The 17,626-nt window shown below is 42.0% G+C and carries 15 protein-coding genes; 1 reads left to right on the plus strand and 14 read right to left on the minus strand.

Annotated elements, in window-relative coordinates; translation table 11 throughout:
* Nucleotides 1–149: 149 nt before the first annotated feature.
* From I4V44_RS11120 to I4V44_RS11180, 13 genes are all read right to left on the minus strand, one after another.
* Nucleotides 150–389: an RNA-binding S4 domain-containing protein gene (locus I4V44_RS11120; RefSeq protein WP_055200851.1), complete on the minus strand. Its 240-nt coding sequence runs from the start codon at nt 387–389 to the stop codon at nt 150–152.
* A 97-nt stretch (nt 390–486) separates the two neighbouring features.
* Complete coding sequence (locus I4V44_RS11125; RefSeq protein ID WP_008707945.1) at nt 487–765, minus strand: HU family DNA-binding protein; 279 nt, start codon at nt 763–765, stop codon at nt 487–489.
* Nucleotides 766–893: 128 nt separating this feature from the next.
* The gene (locus I4V44_RS11130; RefSeq protein ID WP_172679324.1) at nt 894–1,892 is read right to left on the minus strand and encodes a phosphotransferase; all 999 of its coding nucleotides are present in this window, start codon (nt 1,890–1,892) and stop codon (nt 894–896) included.
* A 128-nt stretch (nt 1,893–2,020) separates the two neighbouring features.
* A complete protein-coding gene (locus I4V44_RS11135) occupies nt 2,021–3,346 on the minus strand; it encodes a CCA tRNA nucleotidyltransferase (protein ID WP_196002717.1) in 1,326 nt (441 codons plus the stop codon).
* Between the two features lie 91 nt (nt 3,347–3,437).
* The gene (proS, locus tag I4V44_RS11140) at nt 3,438–4,877 is read right to left on the minus strand and encodes a proline--tRNA ligase (RefSeq protein ID WP_008707939.1); all 1,440 of its coding nucleotides are present in this window, start codon (nt 4,875–4,877) and stop codon (nt 3,438–3,440) included.
* Between the two features lie 554 nt (nt 4,878–5,431).
* Nucleotides 5,432–5,923, minus strand: coding sequence for a deoxycytidylate deaminase (locus I4V44_RS11145; RefSeq protein ID WP_008707937.1), 492 nt, complete (start codon nt 5,921–5,923; stop codon nt 5,432–5,434).
* A gap of 224 nt (nt 5,924–6,147) precedes the next feature.
* The gene (rpiB, locus tag I4V44_RS11150; RefSeq protein ID WP_008707935.1) at nt 6,148–6,579 is read right to left on the minus strand and encodes a ribose 5-phosphate isomerase B; all 432 of its coding nucleotides are present in this window, start codon (nt 6,577–6,579) and stop codon (nt 6,148–6,150) included.
* Between the two features lie 137 nt (nt 6,580–6,716).
* Nucleotides 6,717–7,769, minus strand: a complete 1,053-nt coding sequence (locus I4V44_RS11155; protein WP_196002718.1) for an L-threonylcarbamoyladenylate synthase — start codon at nt 7,767–7,769, stop codon at nt 6,717–6,719.
* A 493-nt stretch (nt 7,770–8,262) separates the two neighbouring features.
* Nucleotides 8,263–10,500, minus strand: a complete 2,238-nt coding sequence (locus I4V44_RS11160) for a DUF2298 domain-containing protein (RefSeq protein ID WP_196002719.1) — start codon at nt 10,498–10,500, stop codon at nt 8,263–8,265.
* A gap of 139 nt (nt 10,501–10,639) precedes the next feature.
* Nucleotides 10,640–12,652 carry a hypothetical protein gene (locus tag I4V44_RS11165; protein WP_119253275.1) on the minus strand — a complete coding sequence of 671 codons (2,013 nt, stop codon included), beginning with the start codon at nt 12,650–12,652 and terminating at the stop codon, nt 10,640–10,642.
* A gap of 125 nt (nt 12,653–12,777) precedes the next feature.
* Nucleotides 12,778–13,473 (minus strand): N-acetylmuramoyl-L-alanine amidase, encoded by a 696-nt coding sequence (locus tag I4V44_RS11170; protein WP_055054061.1) that lies wholly within the window; start codon nt 13,471–13,473, stop codon nt 12,778–12,780.
* A 164-nt stretch (nt 13,474–13,637) separates the two neighbouring features.
* The gene (locus I4V44_RS11175; RefSeq protein ID WP_196002721.1) at nt 13,638–15,287 is read right to left on the minus strand and encodes a glycosyl hydrolase family 18 protein; all 1,650 of its coding nucleotides are present in this window, start codon (nt 15,285–15,287) and stop codon (nt 13,638–13,640) included.
* A 311-nt stretch (nt 15,288–15,598) separates the two neighbouring features.
* On the minus strand, nt 15,599–15,799 hold the full coding sequence (locus I4V44_RS11180) for a hypothetical protein (RefSeq protein ID WP_008707925.1): 201 nt from the start codon (nt 15,797–15,799) through the stop codon (nt 15,599–15,601).
* A 697-nt stretch (nt 15,800–16,496) separates the two neighbouring features.
* Between I4V44_RS11180 and I4V44_RS11185 the strand changes: the two genes are divergently transcribed.
* Complete coding sequence (locus tag I4V44_RS11185; protein WP_020993442.1) at nt 16,497–17,243, plus strand: adaptor protein MecA; 747 nt, start codon at nt 16,497–16,499, stop codon at nt 17,241–17,243.
* Between the two features lie 181 nt (nt 17,244–17,424).
* Here the strand turns inward: I4V44_RS11185 and I4V44_RS11190 are convergent, their stop codons facing one another.
* Nucleotides 17,425–17,625, minus strand: a complete 201-nt coding sequence (locus I4V44_RS11190) for a DUF1858 domain-containing protein (protein ID WP_008707923.1) — start codon at nt 17,623–17,625, stop codon at nt 17,425–17,427.
* Between the last annotated feature and the right edge of the window lies 1 nt (nt 17,626).

Raw genomic sequence — 17,626 nt, forward strand, 5'->3', positions numbered from 1 at the left:
TCCCGGTCACAGCCTCCGGAAACTATGACCTGCCAATCTATTACTTATCAGTAGTTTATGTGCCGGAAAATGGAAATAGACAATAAAATGTTAAAAATTTATATGTTCCCACTGCATAAATGCAAAAAGCTGCAAATTACCATCCGGAATCAAAGATATTTGTACATACTCTCTACATCTTCTTTTTTGACAGTTTCTTTTACATCCAGTACTTCTACTTTGACATTCTTACTTCCGAACTGGATTTCAATAGTATCTCCCATCTTTACCTGTACAGATGCCTTGGCAGGCTTATCGTTGACAAGAACTCTTCCTGCATCACATGCTTCGTTTGCCACTGTACGGCGTTTGATCAGACGTGACACCTTTAAGTATTTATCTAATCTCATATTCTACTCCTGTAAATGTTCTGTAATGGATACTCACGAATTACTCCTCCGGAGTATCAAAAAAGGGGAACTTTCGTTCCCCCGGTTATCGCCTTTATTATTTACCGTTAACCATATCTTTTAATGCTTTTCCAGCTTTGAATTTCGGTGATTTAGAAGCTTCGATTTTCATAGTTTCACCAGTCTGAGGATTTCTTCCCTCGCGAGCAGCTCTTTCACTTACTTCAAATGTACCAAATCCTACTAACTGGATTTTTCCGCCATTTTTCAGTTCTTTAGAAACGACATCAACGAAAGATTTCAGAACGTCTTCTACGTCCTTCTTGGATAAGTTTGTCTCTTTCGCCATAGCTGCTACTAATTCTGTTTTATTCATGGTGTTTCCTCCTCTAATGATCTCTTTCTTGTTTGGTGGCATCTGCCAAAAGCGACAGAGCTCTATCCTCTATATATATACCTTTTTCCCCATATTGTCAAGGTTTTTCGTAACTGTTCAGCTCTGTGTTACTGAGGATAATCCCTGAAACATTCCTCTGCAAAATTCTCCCAGATTTCTCTCTGTCTGATAAGATTCTGAAGCTTTTCCACATTTTTCTCTGAAATCCACACCTTTTTGTGTGAATAATAATAATTTGCCAGTTTCCAGTATTTTTCAGGATAAGTGAAACGTACACGCAGATTTTTCCACTCTTCTGCCGAGATTGGACGGATTTTATGATATTCCCTGAGCATTTCCCCTGCCAGTTCCAGATTCCAGTTATATTTCTCCAGTATTTTTCTCATAAAACGATACAAATCTGCTACCTGAATATCAAAACTCCAGTGACCAAAATTTGTGACTGCCGTCCCCAAATGATCACCTTTCAGCATCAGAATATTATGCTGATTATATTCTCCATGACATACCTGTCCTTCCCGCCATGCCCTTTCCCTGAGATCATCATAATCCGTCTCGTCCAGAAGCTTTACTGCATACTGTGCCCTTTCAAGAAACTGCTCCACACTTGCCAGATAATTTTTCTCAAATACATTGGATGCTCCTTTGTTCCGTATAAATTTGCGTATCTTACGAAGCTCCTGATTGTGCCGAAGATATTCCTCCCTGAGAGATCTTTCCCTGTATTCCTCCACAGGTTCCATTTTCATTAAAATATGTAACCTTGCCAGTGTCCGGACACTTTTTAAAATATCTTCCCGGGATTTTGTGTCACACTCTTTTCCTTCATACCAATGCTGGAGTGTAAACCTTTGTTCAGTTTTATCTTTGCTGACCAGACTTTCCTGATTATTCCGCAGAAAATAATCGGTATTTATACCATTTTCCTGAAGTTTCATCAAAAGCTCCTGCTGTTTTTCCAGCTTTTTTTCAGAACCGTGAAATTCCCTCAGGATCAGAAGTCCCTGAGCTGTATAGCAGAGTAAAGCTCCTCTTGTCCTTGCAGAACGGTCTGCTGTCAGCTCATACTGAGCCAAAGTGCCAAGTCCGTAATCATACAATGACATATCCCCCTCTTAATCATCTTAATTCTTTCTATACATATGAAGAAAATCCGGTGGATATACCCCCGGATTTTCATAGAGCCACTGTTATTTACTATATTCTGATATACTGACCATTCCATAAAACTGCACTATTTCTCATCAAGCAGACCCAATAATATCTCTTTCTGATTCTTCTGTGGATCGGCAAGCACTACTTCCAGAAGATGGTTCAGCGTTTCTCCTATTTCACGCCCCGGCTTATAACCGGCTTCAATCAGATCTTTCCCTGTCACTGCCAGAGTTTTTAAAGATACACACTGATGTTCATTAATGATCGTCTCATAAGCCTCTTTCACCTTATCCAGACGTTCCTGCTTCTCTGTGCGTCTGTAATCACTCTGTGCCAGCATATCTGCCTGCTGCACTTCCAGATAATACGGGAAGAGATCCTCACCGATACGGTTCACTGCCCTGCGCACTGCCTTTGTCGTTCCATCCGGTCTGTCATCATGCCATTTTACCAGACGGGTTACCTTGCGGATCGTATCATTATCGAATTTCAGCCTGCGCAGGATCTGTGCAGCCATCTTTTCTCCCGCAATCCCATGCATCTTGAAATGATCTCTTCCATTCTCATCTGTTTTCCGGACAACCGGCTTTCCAATATCATGAAGCAGCATGGTAATCCTGAGAACTTTATCTGCGCGTACATGACAGAGACTGTGCAGGATATGCTCCCCTACTGTGTAACAGTGGTGCGGCGTATTCTGGGATGTTGTCATACATGCATCAAACTCCGGAAGAAATTCAGCTGTGATCCCGGCTTCATAAGCCACCCTGAGATAATCCGGATGAGGAGACATCAGAAGCTTCACAAGCTCTACCTGAATCCTCTCTGCACTGACATGCTTCAGATTCGGTGCCAGAACCTTCAGTGCCTTACGAGTCTCTTCTTCAATAGTAAAGCCCAACTGCGCACTGAAACGGACTGCACGCATGATCCGCAGTGCATCCTCTGTAAAACGCTCCAGCGGGTTTCCCACACAGCGGATGATTTTTCTTTCAATATCCTCCAGTCCGCCGAAAAGGTCCACCAGTCCTGAAGAAGGATTGTATGCCATTGCATTGATGGTAAAATCCCGGCGTTTCAGGTCTTCCTCAAGGCTTGCTGTAAAGGTGACCTCTTTGGGATGTCTGCCGTCCTCGTACTCACCATCTACACGATAAGTCGTGACCTCATATCCTTCTTTTTCCATAAGAACAGTCACTGTTCCATGTTGCAGACCTGTATCCACTGTTCTGTGAAACAAAGCCTTGACCTGCTCCGGCTTTGCGGATGTGGTGATGTCCCAGTCATCCGGGCTCCGTCCCAGAATGGAATCACGCACACAGCCGCCTACCACATAGGCTTCATAGCCTGCTTTTTCCAGTATATGCAAAATTGTTTCCGCGTTTTTCGGTATTTCCAGAATCATATGACCATCCTTATCTTCTTCTATTTATTCTTAACCCCGAAAACCGGCACTCAGATATCTCTGCTGCCGGTTTTCTTTATTTTCTTATTGATTAGTATGCTCTTCCCCAGTAAACCATCTTCTTGGCAGGTTTTCCACAGCATACGCAGACATCACTTAAATGTTCCTGCTCAAACGGCATACATCTGGATGTAGCCTGAACATCCTCTTTAATCTTGTCCTCACATGCGCGGTCACCGCACCACATAGCTTTTACGAAGCCTGGTTTGTTAACAATAGTATCTTTGAACTCTTCATAGTTTGTAGCAACATAAGTATGGGAATCTCTGTGCTTACGTGCACGCTCCAGCATATCTTTCTGGATTGTTTCCAGGATTTCCTGTACTTTTTCCACAAGCTCATCAAATGTAACAGTATATTTCTCTCTTGTATCACGACGGCAGATCACAGCCTGACCATTCTCGATATCCTTCGGACCGCACTCGATACGGATCGGGATACCACGCATTTCCTGCTCTGCGAATTTGAATCCCGGGCTCTTGTCTGTGTCGTCTACTTTTACGCGGACTCCTGCTGCTTTTAATGCTGCAAACATCTCATCTGCTTTCTCAAGAACGCCTTCTTTTCTCTGCTGGATCGGAATGATCACTGCCTGTACAGGGGCGATTCTCGGAGGCAGCACCAGACCACTGTTATCACCATGTACCATGATAATAGCACCGATCATACGTGTTGTCATTCCCCAGGATGTCTGATGTACATACTGAAGTTTATTTTCTTTATCTGTATACTGGATGCCGAATGCTCTTGCAAATCCATCGCCAAAGTTATGGCTTGTACCGGACTGAAGAGCTTTTCCATCATGCATCAAGGATTCAATTGTATAAGTAGCTTCTGCACCGGAGAATTTCTCCTTATCTGTTTTCTGTCCCTTGATAACCGGGATTGCAAGTACTTCCTCACAGAAATCTGCATACAGATTCAGCATCTGGATAGTACGCTCTTCTGCTTCCTCGGCTGTAGCATGAGCTGTATGGCCTTCCTGCCATAAGAACTCACGTGAACGAAGGAACGGACGTGTTGTCTTTTCCCAGCGCACTACAGAACACCACTGATTGTATACCTTCGGCAGGTCTCTGTGGGACTGGATTTCTTTTGCATAGAAATCACAGAATAATGTCTCTGATGTTGGACGTACGCACAGACGCTCCTGAAGCGGATCCAGACCACCATGAGTTACCCATGCAACCTCAGGTGCAAATCCTTCTACATGATCTTTCTCTTTCTGAAGAAGAGATTCCGGAATAAAGATTGGCATGTACACATTCTGTACGCCAGTCTCTTTAAATCTTCTGTCCAGTTCATGCTGGATATTTTCCCAGATTGCATATCCTGCAGGTTTGATTGCCATGCAGCCTTTAACGCTGGTATAACCGCAGAGTTCAGCTTTCTTTACAACGTCGGTATACCACTGGGCGAAATCCTCTTCCATGGATGTGATGGCTTCTACCAGTTTCTTGTTGTTTGCCATAATTGTTTCTCCTTTTTATGTGATATGTTGATCCTGACAGCGCATCAGGATATAGTCGCGGCGGAATGCATATTCTTCTTATTTTTCTTCTATAAATAAATTTCCTTATCTGCTTCACAGTACAAAAATCTGCTTTTTTATAATCCGGCAAAATCTGTCATATTATAAAAAACGAAAAAAAGAAGCCCAGCATCCCTCACAAGGGACCGAAAGGCTTCGGCGGTACCACCCTAATTAGCACTGTGCCCAAATGCCTGCACATTACTCGCTCTTCTTCCGATAACGCAGGAAAAACGCCGTACTTCAATTGTACGGAGCTCCGAGGCCGGTTCCATAATTCACGCACAGAATCCTTCCACCACTGTTTCACAGCCAACCGGCTGTTCTCCGGGACTCTTCTCTGGGATTGCTCCTTATGTACTATTCTCTTCATCGCTATATATATTTCGCATTTGATTATATTCTATTTGAAATAAATTGATGTGTCAAGAGTAAAATCGTTACTGTTCACACACCACTATTCCGCGAGGTGTTTTGGCATGAATATGCCAAAATCACACTTCTATTGTAATCTTACGTCCTGTCCGGTTATATTTATAATAACGGACCCCGGCTGCATCCAGCATTCTCTTAGAAGCGATCACTGCCGGCGTGTCTGCATATTTATCGCAGTCATAGACAATTGTCTTAATACCTGCCTGAATAATTGCCTTGGCACATTCATTACATGGAAAAAGGGAAACATAAAGCTTTGCACCTTCCAGACTTCCTCCCCTGTAATTAAGAATCGCATTCAATTCACTGTGGGTCACATAAAAATATTTCGTATGAAGACTGTCACCCTCTCTTGCCCATGGAAATTCATCATCTGAACAGCCCTTTGGAAAACCATTATAGCCCATGGACAGGATTTTATTATCCTCACTCACAATACAGGCTCCTACCTGAGAATTCGGATCCTTGGAACGCATCCCTGACATCATGGCAACTCCCATAAAATATTCATCCCATGATAAATAATCTGTGCGTTTATGATTTACATCCATTTCCCCAACCTCCCCTTCACATACTTCACCATTCATCCGCTTCATAAAATCAGCACATTGTCTGTTACTGTGAACGGAACGAACAGTAACCATTATCTGCTTATAACTGACACAGCCAGAACTTCACACTTTACTCTACAGTAATTCCCATTCATCATACATGTGAGAGAATTACTATAATCATGCAGGCTCTGGCTGTTTTATCATTTTTCTTATTTTATGACTTATTCAGTCTCTATCTGATTAATTCTTCTGATATGTCTCTCATCATTGGAAAACGGTGTATTCAAAAATGTATCCACAATCTTCAATGCCAGCCCAGGTCCTACCACTCTTCCGCCAAGTGCAAGGATATTGGCATCATTGTGAAGTCTTGTAGCCTCTGCTGTAAAACAATCTGTGCAGACTGCAGCTCTGATTCCTTTAAACTTGTTTGCTGTAATGGAAATTCCGATACCTGTTCCGCAGATCAGGATTCCCTTCTCACATTCGCCGTCAAGAATTGCATGTGCAACCTTCTTTGCATATACCGGATAATCTACGGAATCCAGACTGTCACATCCATAATCTTTATATTCAATTCCTTTCTCATCCAGATATTTCTTAATCTCCTGTTTTAATTCATATCCACCGTGATCACATCCTAGAGCTATCATTAATCTTCCTCCTGAAATTAATTTATTTTCTTTACCTCTTCAGCAGACTATTTAAATGAATCTTCATTATCCATCTGGCCATTACTGCTGATAAGATTATATAGTCAGGCATATATCTGCTTCACTACCTGATTATATCATACCACCTGTATGATCTTATGTCCCGCTGCTTTCAGCAGACGATTCATAATAGCCTGTCCCATTCTTGGTGTATAAAACGCTTCTGAATAAATAGACCTGACTGCACTCTGGTCAAAGTCTCGCAACACTTCATACAGATGATGCGCTATCGTCTCTTCTTCCTTCCGGCTTCCAATGCTGACTACCAGACCTTCCGAATATCTGTCCTTTGTCTCGTCCGTTGCAATAATTCCAACCTGCTCGCCGTGTGCTTTCGCCTCCGCAGCCAGCTCATTGATCTTCTTCACAACAGCTTCCTCCGGTCCCTCAACAATTGCCAGATCTGCCTTCGGTGCATAATGGCGATATTTCATACCCGGTGCTTTCGGACGCACTTTGCTGTCAGCCGCAATCAGCCCCTTGTCCATCCTTACATCCCCCAGAGTCTCCTGAAGCATCTCCAGAGAAATATAACCCGGACGCAAAACCACCGGCACATCCTCAGTAAAATCAACGATCGTAGACTCAAGACCGATTCCCACCTGGCCTCCGTCAATAATCATCTCAATCGCCTCGCCAAGATCCTCCTCTACATGCTGTGCAGTAGTCGGACTGGGTCTGCCTGAAGTGTTGGCACTGGGTGCTGCCACATAGCCGCCGGCAGCCTTGATCAGCTCCTGTGCAATCCTGTCGCTCGGAAACCGAACCGCCACACTGTCCAGACCACCCGTAGTCTCCTGTGGTACAAGATCCGACTTCGGAAGAATCATAGTCAGCGGACCCGGCCAGTACTTCTCTGCCAGGATCTTCGCCTTCTCCGGAACCTCCGCTACAATCGGAGCCAGCTTATCAAACTCTGCAATATGCACGATCAGCGGATTATCCGAAGGTCTTCCCTTCGCCGCATAAATTTTCATAGAAGCCTGCGGATTCAACGCATCTCCTCCAAGGCCATAGACAGTCTCCGTAGGAAATGCAACCAGACCACCCTGTTTCAAAATATCTCCACCACGCCGGATAGCTTCCATATCAAGCTTGTCCGCTTTCATGGATACAACTTCTGCTTTCATTATATTCCTGCCTTCTTTTCACTTCGTTAATTTCTTTTATTTATTACATTTTTACTATTCTACAACTGCTATTGTACACGATTTTTCAGGTTTTGTCTCTATATTTATTCATCTTTTACAAAGCTTGCAAATGAATCATAAAAGATTATGGATTTCTGTATCTGTAAATTTTACTTTTCTTCTCTTTACCGCCTAATAATTACTCTCCCAACCATTCCAACCAATAACCAGCGTAAAAAAATATTTCATTTCCTGTGCATTTGCAGGGTACTTAGATATTCTTAGCCGGCAAAAATCTGCGTTATGAGAAATCAGAGACACTGTCTGAGCCGCAGGCGAGTTTGGCTCTGATTTCTCATGCTTTTAGCAGATTTTTAGCGGCTTAGAATATCTTAGTGCCCGAAACCGCACAGGAAATGAAATATTTTTTTACGCGTCCCTTTTTGACCCAAACAAAAAATGGCGACACAAACTGCCGCCATTTTTCACTCCCTTACTTATTAACCTTAAGAATATAAGTACTATACACCTCATCCTGGAACACCACTTCTCCAAGTGACTTCAGCACATCCTCATTCAATGCCTCCCCATATTTCTCCCGTTCTTTCGATCCCACAAAAATATAAGAAACATCATACTCTTCCAGCAGCTCCTTCACATACTCCGCATCCAAAGAAGTATAAATACTCTCAATATCCGCGCTCTTCTCATTCAAGTCCGCAGTATCATCTCTCCACAGCCACTCATGCACATACCATCCCAGCACAGTCGGAAGCCCTGTCATAGCAGAAACACGCTCATAACCACTATAGCTGTCCCCGTTCGCCTCAAGCACAACCGGTGACCCTTTCACATTCTTCTTCAGCCATTTAATACCAGCCACATCCTCTGTGAAATCATTTGACAGGAAAGATGTCGCATTCAATCCTTTATATTCAGAAGGCTCCCATACCTTTCCAAACCACGCATACACACTGTTTCCAAAATAACCAAAGGTCCAGCAAAACAATACCAGGCCGATCACTGACACAACCTTAAACACTTTCTTACGTGCAGCCACCAGCATACGGAAAATACCATATCCCATGGTCATCCCAAACAGCATATACGCCTGATAAGTCAGCTTAAACATAGTATTCGCCCTGGCGTTTCCATTTTCGTAAATATCTCTTACATAAACCAACTCCGGAATCACGATCAGCCCGATTGCACAGAATCCCATGACAATCGCAAACAGATCCGGCACAGAGATTGCTTTCATCAGTTTATACAGACTTCTGTTCGCACCACCACGAAGCTTCTCCCAGATGATACAGATGATCAGCAGAACTGTCAGAACCACAGGCAGTCCCCACAAAATCAGCAGCTGATGGATCATAGAATGATTCTGCGCAATTCCCACACCTTTAAACATACTGTCAAACTGCAAAGTAAACGGCAGAGAAACAACGTATGAGATCACAATGATCTCCACTGCCTGAACCGCAGTCACTGCCAGAGTCCTCTTCACTTTACCATCAAACTGAACAATATTGGTAAACAACACCACTCCGCCGGTCACCACGAAATAAATAATAAAATCCCAGAAATTCGTAAACCGGAACATACCGATCATCACTGCAGCCAGCAGGATATGCGGAATCAACAGCTGTTTTTTCCAGAACTCTTTTCGTCCAGATTTCATGATCACTGCTTCTCTCATCCGCACACTTCGCATCCACGCATAAAGAAGTCCCACCAGAAACAGCACAAACATTACATTTACCACATGGGCATGGAGATCTCCCAGCACAAAGGAATAACATGGAAATTCATGGATTGTCTTGTCCGGCACATCCGGATTGTATCCAATATAACGGGTCGCATCCGGGAACCAGTAGCTGTCCGCTTCTCTTCCCTGCAGCTTCTGGAGCCATGGAATGATCTTACTGTAAACCACATAATGCATATTTCCCGCAATTGATACAGAAAGTCCTGCTATGATCCCGGACACAGCCGGCACACAACGTTTCTTTCCTGTCAGGCTTCCCTTAAGCCTGTCCACAGACATCTGGTGAACCAGTGAAAACGGAAGCACAAACGCAAATGCAGCCACAAAAGTACGCATCAGATTGTAAGTGAGTTCTACTTTACTGCCAGTCAGCTTCGTCAGAAATACTGCAAAATACTGTCCGCCATAATAATAATTGATCGTACCTTCTGAATACCACAGATCTCTTGCAGGAAGTGTCGTACTTCTCATCATGGCTTCCATGAAACCATAATCCATAAATTTCTCAGTTCCGTATGCCTGCGGACGGAATCCTGCAAAATAAGTCCACATCAGGAAAAATATAAAGAACAGAATTTCCTCTCCGTAAATCAGATCTACCTTTCCGGACGGAAAGCAGTCAATTCCATTTTTTCCCTGAAAATGATATAAAACCCCACAGCCAACAGCACATACAACAGACACACCGATACATGTCGCTGCAGTAAATGGCAGTATCTTCGCAGTTACCAGAAACCACGTAAGAAAACCTGTCACAGTAATCGCCAGCACTTTTGAAAACATCCAGCCTTTGTCCTCAAGTCCGGCAAACAGTCTCCCTGTCACAGGCATGGCAACCATTCCCATCAGAAATGCCAACAGCCACCAGGTCCAGAATGTCCATACATCTCCCTTTAACAGAAATGCAGACAGCCCTGCAAGAGCTGCTGCAAGAAGCACTCTCGGTGCCCATTTCTTCATCCGTACGTCCTCCTTAATCATTTATAAAATCATTGTGGTTACTATAATCTTACACATTCTCTCTTATCTCTGTAAATCTGTGATCACCCGGCTCATAATCATAAATCCGGAGTAATCCCCGTAATAATGCATTTGAGGATTATTCTGTTGTTTTATAGATCCGTATCCGTCCATCCTGAGTCTCATAAACCTTTTCATATGCTGCAGCAATTGTCTCCTCACGACATTCCTGCTGTTCAAATTCCGAACCTTCTTCAAACAGGATATATGTTATTTTTTCCTGTTGTACTGTTTTTTTCAATGTTTCACTGTCAGATGTAGTGTATATCGTTACAGCCTGTGCAGCCCTGTAATTCGTATCATAGCCTGCAGACCATGCGTAATATGGCCATCCACAGTAAAGCATAGCTCCGGACATCGTCACTTCATTCATGCTGTACTCAGGAGTAAGTAAAAGATCGTTTTTCTCCAGATTCTCCTCCAGCCATTGGGTCAGCTCGCTGTTCATATTTACAGTCACACGTCTGCCCGGACCATTTCCCTTTATGATCACCACAAAGTCATAAATCCCGGTCACACTCAGAGATATCACCAATACTATTGCCAGTATCTTTCCCATAGTTTTCTGTATCCCGGACTGCCCATTTCTCCCTTTCCAAAGACTGCATACTGCCCATGCCCAGAAAATCGTCAGAAACGCATATGATATCATGATATATTTATGGTTTACATTAATATCCGGTGTCATCAGAAGCACAAAAGCAGAAATCGCCGGAAACAGGAAACTCACAAGGATTGCTCTCTCCCGTCTTCTCATAAACCATACCATTAGTACCAGCCCAAGGAAAAAAACTCCACTCATCCAGAACAGATATTTCACAATTCCCGGGACAGTCTTATCCTCTGCCAGAAACCCCAGATAAATCTGAGGACTCATAGCACTTCCAACAATAAAAATCTTTGACTGAAGCCAGGAAAAGAAGATGGATACCCCCGCCATGACAGCGTAATCCACTTTTCCATCCGAGAAAATCGCAAAGCCACACAAAATCAGCAGACCACCGATCACTGCTGCCCCATTCCAGAACGCACACAGACCCAGAAACATTCCCATAAGCAGTGCCTGATCCAGATTTCTGCTTTTCCATCCTTCCTTCGAAAAGATTCTGTTTTTTATCCAGAGTATTCCTTTCTCTTCATGTGCCGTCCCGGCTTCCAGCCAGTCCATAAACAGATATAGTGCCAAAGTCACCATCAGAAGTCCAAATGCCAGATGCCTCTGATTAAGATAAACATTAAAGTTCCACAATCCCCAGTTCTCATTGACAGTATATCCGATAAAGGAAGTATTTTCTTCCAGGGTTTCCACAAGATTCCCTGCCTGGATATGCTCCCATACAAATCTGAAAAAAGCCATTCCGCTTCTGAAAAAGAACAGAAACAATGCCAGTACACCGCAGCACATTTTGCCTGTGATCCTAAGTGCAAGCTGATATAACAGCATAAGAAATCCCACAAGCGACAAGGTACTTACGATATTATAGGCAAAGTCCATACGCATTCCAAGATATTCCAGATTTCCTGTGAGAAACTGAAACATAAAATGATACTTTACATCTGCACCTCCATAATGAGGATACTGTGTGGGAAAATTATTTCCTGCAGAAAAAGAACGCATCATCGCCGTATGTGGTGCATAATCTCCATACACAGTCAGGCCGGAATACAGGATTCCGTCTTTTATATAGAATACATAAAACATCATATATGTAATAAATACAGTCAGCAGACCAAAGAGTAATATTTCCTTTTTTAATCTGCGCTTATCCTGTGTTTTATCAATATTCCATATCCTGTAACTTCCCTGTTTTCTGTATTTCTGTACGCTGAGCAGTATCATAATAACTGCTGCACCTGTCATCCCGATAATATTTCCATACAAAAGTGGATTTTCAGCTTTTCCCACAACACTGAAAAACCAGGAAATAATATATACCATCCAGGTCAGTAAAAGTGTTCCAACTCCAAAAGAAGCCGGAAGCATGAGCCAGATACGATTAATGCCTGACACACTCCTTCCCTCTCCTGTCAGCATTTTCGATGCTTCACAGCCCAGCATTCCTGCCAGAAGCAGATAAATAATTCCAAGCATAATTTCTCCCTGTACATTTCCCCGCCATGCAGATACTTCTATCCTCCCGGGGGATTTTATCAAACAAGTATCAGTATAGCAAAAATCCCTACTTATTAAAAGCAAGTTCACATAAATTAAACATTTTAAATTTTTTGTTGCTTCAGATATTGTTCAATCCCTTTCACTATAGCTTCCACTATTTTATTCTGATATTCTTCTTTGCAGAGAAGTCCGGCCTCTTCCGGATTTGTCAGAAAACCACACTCTACAATATTCAAAACACTTTCACTTCTTTTTAACAGATAATAGGTTTTATTACCTTTTGCCACACGAGGGCGTTTTACTTTCAGTCCCAGATTCAGTTCTTCCTGGATAAACTCTGCCAGATTCTTTCCCCGGACAGAATCTTCATAATAAAACACCTGGGGACCGCATACAGACGAATCCTGATAGCTGTTCTGATGAACACTTATGCACAGCACAGGTCTGTATTTCTTTATCATAGCAATCCTGCACTGCATATCCTGTGCTTTCTGATTTCTGCTGTCCTCCTCATAAAGGCCCTTATCTTCTTCCCTTGTCATGATTACAGAAAATCCTTGTTTTTCCAGAGAATCCTTTAATTTTACGGCAATCTGAAGATTTATCCCCTTTTCTTCCAGTCCGTTCACTCCGATCATTCCCGGATCCGCTCCACCATGTCCTGCATCTACCAGAATGGTTTTTGAATTTTCTGTTGAACTCATGGTCTCTGAAACTTCAGCTGCCTGTTTTGACAGAATGAGAAAACTGACAAGAAGCAGACACCCTAACATTAATTCCAGTCCATATTTTTTCAAACTAAAAACACCTCCTGAGACATCTTTTACAGTCTACGGGAAAATTCACTGTTCCTGTAGATTGGCTATAGCAATTCCATAAAATAATGCAATCAGTATTTCATAAAATTCTATATTAATATATGTTTCAGAAGATGTTTTTATAGCCTGCTGATGCAGAACTTTTAATTATTCAGATTGTCCGAAATTACCTGCCAGATTCCGCTGTTTTCAAATCCAAGCTTCCATGCAGAAACTCCTGCAAGGTCATATTTGGATACCAGCTTTACTTTCTCAGCAACTGACTGAGCATCCTCAAGCCAGATCTGATAGGTAGAATTATCTATATCATATTTTCCATAATTCTGGGAAGTGTTCTTATCCCAGTAGGTTTCCACATTATTATCTGCAATTGTCTGCTGTGCCTGATCCATACCGATTGCTTCACTGGTTACATTTCCCCCTGTGGTTCTCCACAGTCTGGTATAAAACGGAATAGCATTGATCACACGTTTAGCCGGAACCTCATCCAGTGTATCCTGGATTCCCTGTTCCACCCATGGAAGAGATGCCACAGAACCGGCTTCAGATCCTACATAATGCTCGTCATATCCCATGATGATCACATAATCTACAACCCTTCCCTGCTCAGCCCGGTCATAATGGCTTGTAAAATCCTCAGGAACCGGATTATCCACTGAAAGAACCAGATTATTCTTATGACACTCTATAGAAAGTTCTCTCAGAAATTCCAGAAAATGGATTCCCACATCCTCACTGAGAGATTCAAAATCCACATTAATGCCATCCATTCCCACATCTTTGGCTGCCTGAATCAACTGACTGATAATATTCTGTCTCGCCGCAGTGCTGGAAAGTGTTTCAGTTGTGCTTACTTCCTGTGTAAAGTTATCGATCAGCCCCCATACCTGAAGCCCCTTTTCATGAGCCTGTGATACATAATCTGCACTTGCGATGCTTGCAATGTTTCCTGAAGTATCTGTCAGATAGAACCAGGTAGGCGAGATCACATTCACACCTGTCATATTTGCTGTCGCATCCGCAAAATAAGCATTGGCATCTGTGGAAGTCACCTGATGCCACACCATATTAACCTTGCTGTCCATAGTAAGATAGGAGTACTGTTCCCTCTTAAAGCTTCGTTCAAATTTTGTCTTCTCTGCTTCTCCCACTTTCTTCTTATCTATATAACCGATATATCCGTCATCCGTAGCTACCTGATCCCAGTTCTCCATTTCTTCAATAAGACGAAGCTTTGTACCTTTCTTTACAGAAGTAAGAATAGCCGATTTAATTCCACCGCGGTAACGTATGCTTGTATTCTTCTTAACTGTGACTGTTTTTACATTTTTGAATTTATACTGTATGGCAATCCTGTATGGATCTTTTGTGATGTATGCATCAAGATCTGTAAATTCCTGCACATAAGTAAGATTCAGATACACTTTGTCATCTTTCACCCATACCTTATCTCCTGCCTCAGATGATGCACTCACAGAAGTCAGCTCCGAAGGTGTTGCATAAAGTATCTGCTGATTGGCAGAATCCCAGTAATATCTCTGGTTCAGATAAGTATTCACCACATCCAGTGGTAAATAGACTCTGTCTCCGTCCACCAGACCACGTTCTTCCAGTTTCTCAGTTCCAATGACCAGGGCAATCTCCCCATCTGCCATTTCTCCATAATATTCATTCAGATCCATTTTCTCAGAAGATGGTATGTACTTCATTACTACATGAGTGACAATTCCAAGAATCGCAACAAGAATGACCAAAACGGCAACTGCGATAACTGGTTTATACTTTTTATTCATAGTATTTTTCCTTTCAGTAAATATTGTGTTACCGGAAACAAAGCAGACAGTAACACGATCGCTATTGATACATCAGCTCACAGAAAGGTATTTCATATAGTTATTTTGAGTATGATGTACCAGTATTATCAACTGTATCGGTAACTTGATGATACTGGCTTAAGTATACCATAAAATATTACAATTGTATTGCAAAATCGTATTTTTCACAAATTTTTAAGATATGCGTAATTATATTCTTATGCTGCCCGAAGGCATTATGAACATCGGGGGGACTGGTTCAGAATCTGTTCGGGCAGCTTTCTCTTTTGTTATTTTTCTTTGACGAAATCAAAATCCACACGAGCGATCCGTCCTTTTTCATCTTCAACGTAATCACGCATGTATCCACCACCTTCTGCAATCTGACAGGCTTTTGCAATTGTTTTCGGATTACTGAGTATACCATTCAGATACAGAGAAATTCCCTGTTCACGATAACTCTTCAATTCTTTTTCCAGTGGTTTACGCATGCTCTTTTTGGTTGCCCGTGATATATTTTCCGTAAGCTTACCTCCCTTCTTTCATAAGATTTTTTAGAAAGCACCTTATCGGCTGTTGAAAAAACAATATCCCTGCACCTGTTTTATCGTTACTGTGAACGGAGTGAACAGTAACGTTTCAACTTCTTATCATCATGGAAATTTTACCTGTACATTGCCACAGCAGGAACGCTGCATGAAAAACGGCAATGAAGTTTAGAAATAAAAGATCACTTTGGTTAATGTTTCAGATCTTCGCTTATGTGAACCGCAGGTTTACTGCTTCTTCTGTTTTCATTATATCCATCTGGCAAACAGATGCAAGTGTTTTTCTTCATTTATGTATTTTTTTCTGTTTTGTTTCTAAAAATTTAATATTTTGGTTGATTACTTATCTTTACATTTTGCAGTTCTGTGTTATATAATATAGTGTATAAAATTTTATAAATTCACAGTCAGACAATAGAATTTTTGAAGTTACTTACAGCAATTTTCCAAAGACAGCGCATCTATGGCAATCCTTTAAAATTGCTGTTCAAAAAAACAATAGTAACTTTTAATTTATCCGTAATTGTCCGCAGCTTTCAAAAGTTAAATTTTCATTATCAGAAACACTTTTAATGGATTTTCACAGGCAATTATGAAGCTGCCAGATAATTCAATGTTATTCAGAATAGGATGTGACAACATGAAGATAGAAAAGATCAACGACAACCAGATACGCTGCACACTGACAAGAGAAGACCTGGAAAACCATCAGATCCGTATCAGTGAACTGGCTTACGGCACTGAGAAAGCCAAGAAACTTTTCCGCGATATGATGCAGCAGGCACAGATACAGTTTGGTTTTGAGGCAGATAATATTCCATTAATGATCGAGGCCATCCCGGTGAGTACCGAGAGCATCATCCTGATCATTACCAAAGTAGAGGATCCTGAAGAACTGGATACCCGTTTCTCCAAATTTGCTCCATTCAGAGGGAATGATAAGACAGATACTCTTCAGCTTGACGGTGCAGACAATATTATTGATATCTTCCAGAAGCTTTACGAAGCAAAGATGAAGAGTACTCAGACAAAAGATGGCAAATCTGCTCAGAATACCGGAGCAAAGGAAAATGACGATACTCAGGTTCCTGATGTAAATCTTATCCGTCTCTATGAGTTCGACACACTGGACGATGTGATTGCGGCCGCCCATGGACTGAACGGCTATTTTACCGGTACAAACACCCTGTACAAAGATCCGGCCGATGAGCTTTACAAACTGGTACTTCACCAGTCATCACTTTCTCCGGAGGATTTTAACAGGGTATGTAATATTCTTACGGAATATGGACAGGGAAAGGCTTTCTCTCTTTCAGGAGAAGCTTATCTGACAGAACATGGAGAACTGATTTCCGATTCTGCCCTTCAGCAGCTGATTCAGCTGTAATAATTTTCATAATTAAAAGAGCATTCAGTTTTCATCTGAAAGCTCTTTTCTTATACCATAGTAAATTACAGATTTCTCAAAAAAGGATGTCCTGAACTTATTCAGAACATCCTTTTTACATGTCAGTCTATGACAATTCAACAATTGTCATAGTCCATCATATGATTACCTTTCAGGAAGATTATTCTCCAAGAAAATCATTGATCTGGTTAACCAGTACATCAACATCCAGTCCATGAACCATAGCTGCTTCTTCGAGAGATTCCATCTGGGAAGATGGGCATCCAAGGCAATGCATTCCTGCTCTCATAAGAATCGGTGCGATATTTGCATCAATCTGAAGAAGCTGACCGATCAGCATGTCTTTTGATACTTTAGCCATT

It is taken from the genome of Blautia sp. 1001283B150304_161114_C9, assembly GCF_015668165.1.
Classification (GTDB): Bacteria; Bacillota; Clostridia; order Lachnospirales; family Lachnospiraceae; genus Blautia_A; species Blautia_A wexlerae.

What these genes read in the sequence shown, in the direction of transcription:
- I4V44_RS11120 (WP_055200851.1), bottom strand. Translation starts at nt 389, where the DNA reads ATGAGATTAGATAAATACTTAAAGGTGTCACGTCTGATCAAACGCCGT.
- I4V44_RS11125 (WP_008707945.1), bottom strand. Translation starts at nt 765, where the DNA reads ATGAATAAAACAGAATTAGTAGCAGCTATGGCGAAAGAGACAAACTTA.
- I4V44_RS11130 (WP_172679324.1), bottom strand. Translation starts at nt 1,892, where the DNA reads ATGTCATTGTATGATTACGGACTTGGCACTTTGGCTCAGTATGAGCTG.
- I4V44_RS11135 (WP_196002717.1), bottom strand. Translation starts at nt 3,346, where the DNA reads ATGATTCTGGAAATACCGAAAAACGCGGAAACAATTTTGCATATACTG.
- proS (WP_008707939.1), bottom strand. Translation starts at nt 4,877, where the DNA reads ATGGCAAACAACAAGAAACTGGTAGAAGCCATCACATCCATGGAAGAG.
- I4V44_RS11145 (WP_008707937.1), bottom strand. Translation starts at nt 5,923, where the DNA reads ATGGATGTAAATCATAAACGCACAGATTATTTATCATGGGATGAATAT.
- rpiB (WP_008707935.1), bottom strand. Translation starts at nt 6,579, where the DNA reads ATGATAGCTCTAGGATGTGATCACGGTGGATATGAATTAAAACAGGAG.
- I4V44_RS11155 (WP_196002718.1), bottom strand. Translation starts at nt 7,769, where the DNA reads ATGAAAGCAGAAGTTGTATCCATGAAAGCGGACAAGCTTGATATGGAA.
- I4V44_RS11160 (WP_196002719.1), bottom strand. Translation starts at nt 10,500, where the DNA reads ATGAAGAAATGGGCACCGAGAGTGCTTCTTGCAGCAGCTCTTGCAGGG.
- I4V44_RS11165 (WP_119253275.1), bottom strand. Translation starts at nt 12,652, where the DNA reads ATGCTTGGAATTATTTATCTGCTTCTGGCAGGAATGCTGGGCTGTGAA.
- I4V44_RS11175 (WP_196002721.1), bottom strand. Translation starts at nt 15,287, where the DNA reads ATGAATAAAAAGTATAAACCAGTTATCGCAGTTGCCGTTTTGGTCATT.
- I4V44_RS11180 (WP_008707925.1), bottom strand. Translation starts at nt 15,799, where the DNA reads ATGCGTAAACCACTGGAAAAAGAATTGAAGAGTTATCGTGAACAGGGA.
- I4V44_RS11185 (WP_020993442.1), top strand. Translation starts at nt 16,497, where the DNA reads ATGAAGATAGAAAAGATCAACGACAACCAGATACGCTGCACACTGACA.
- I4V44_RS11190 (WP_008707923.1), bottom strand. Translation starts at nt 17,625, where the DNA reads ATGGCTAAAGTATCAAAAGACATGCTGATCGGTCAGCTTCTTCAGATT.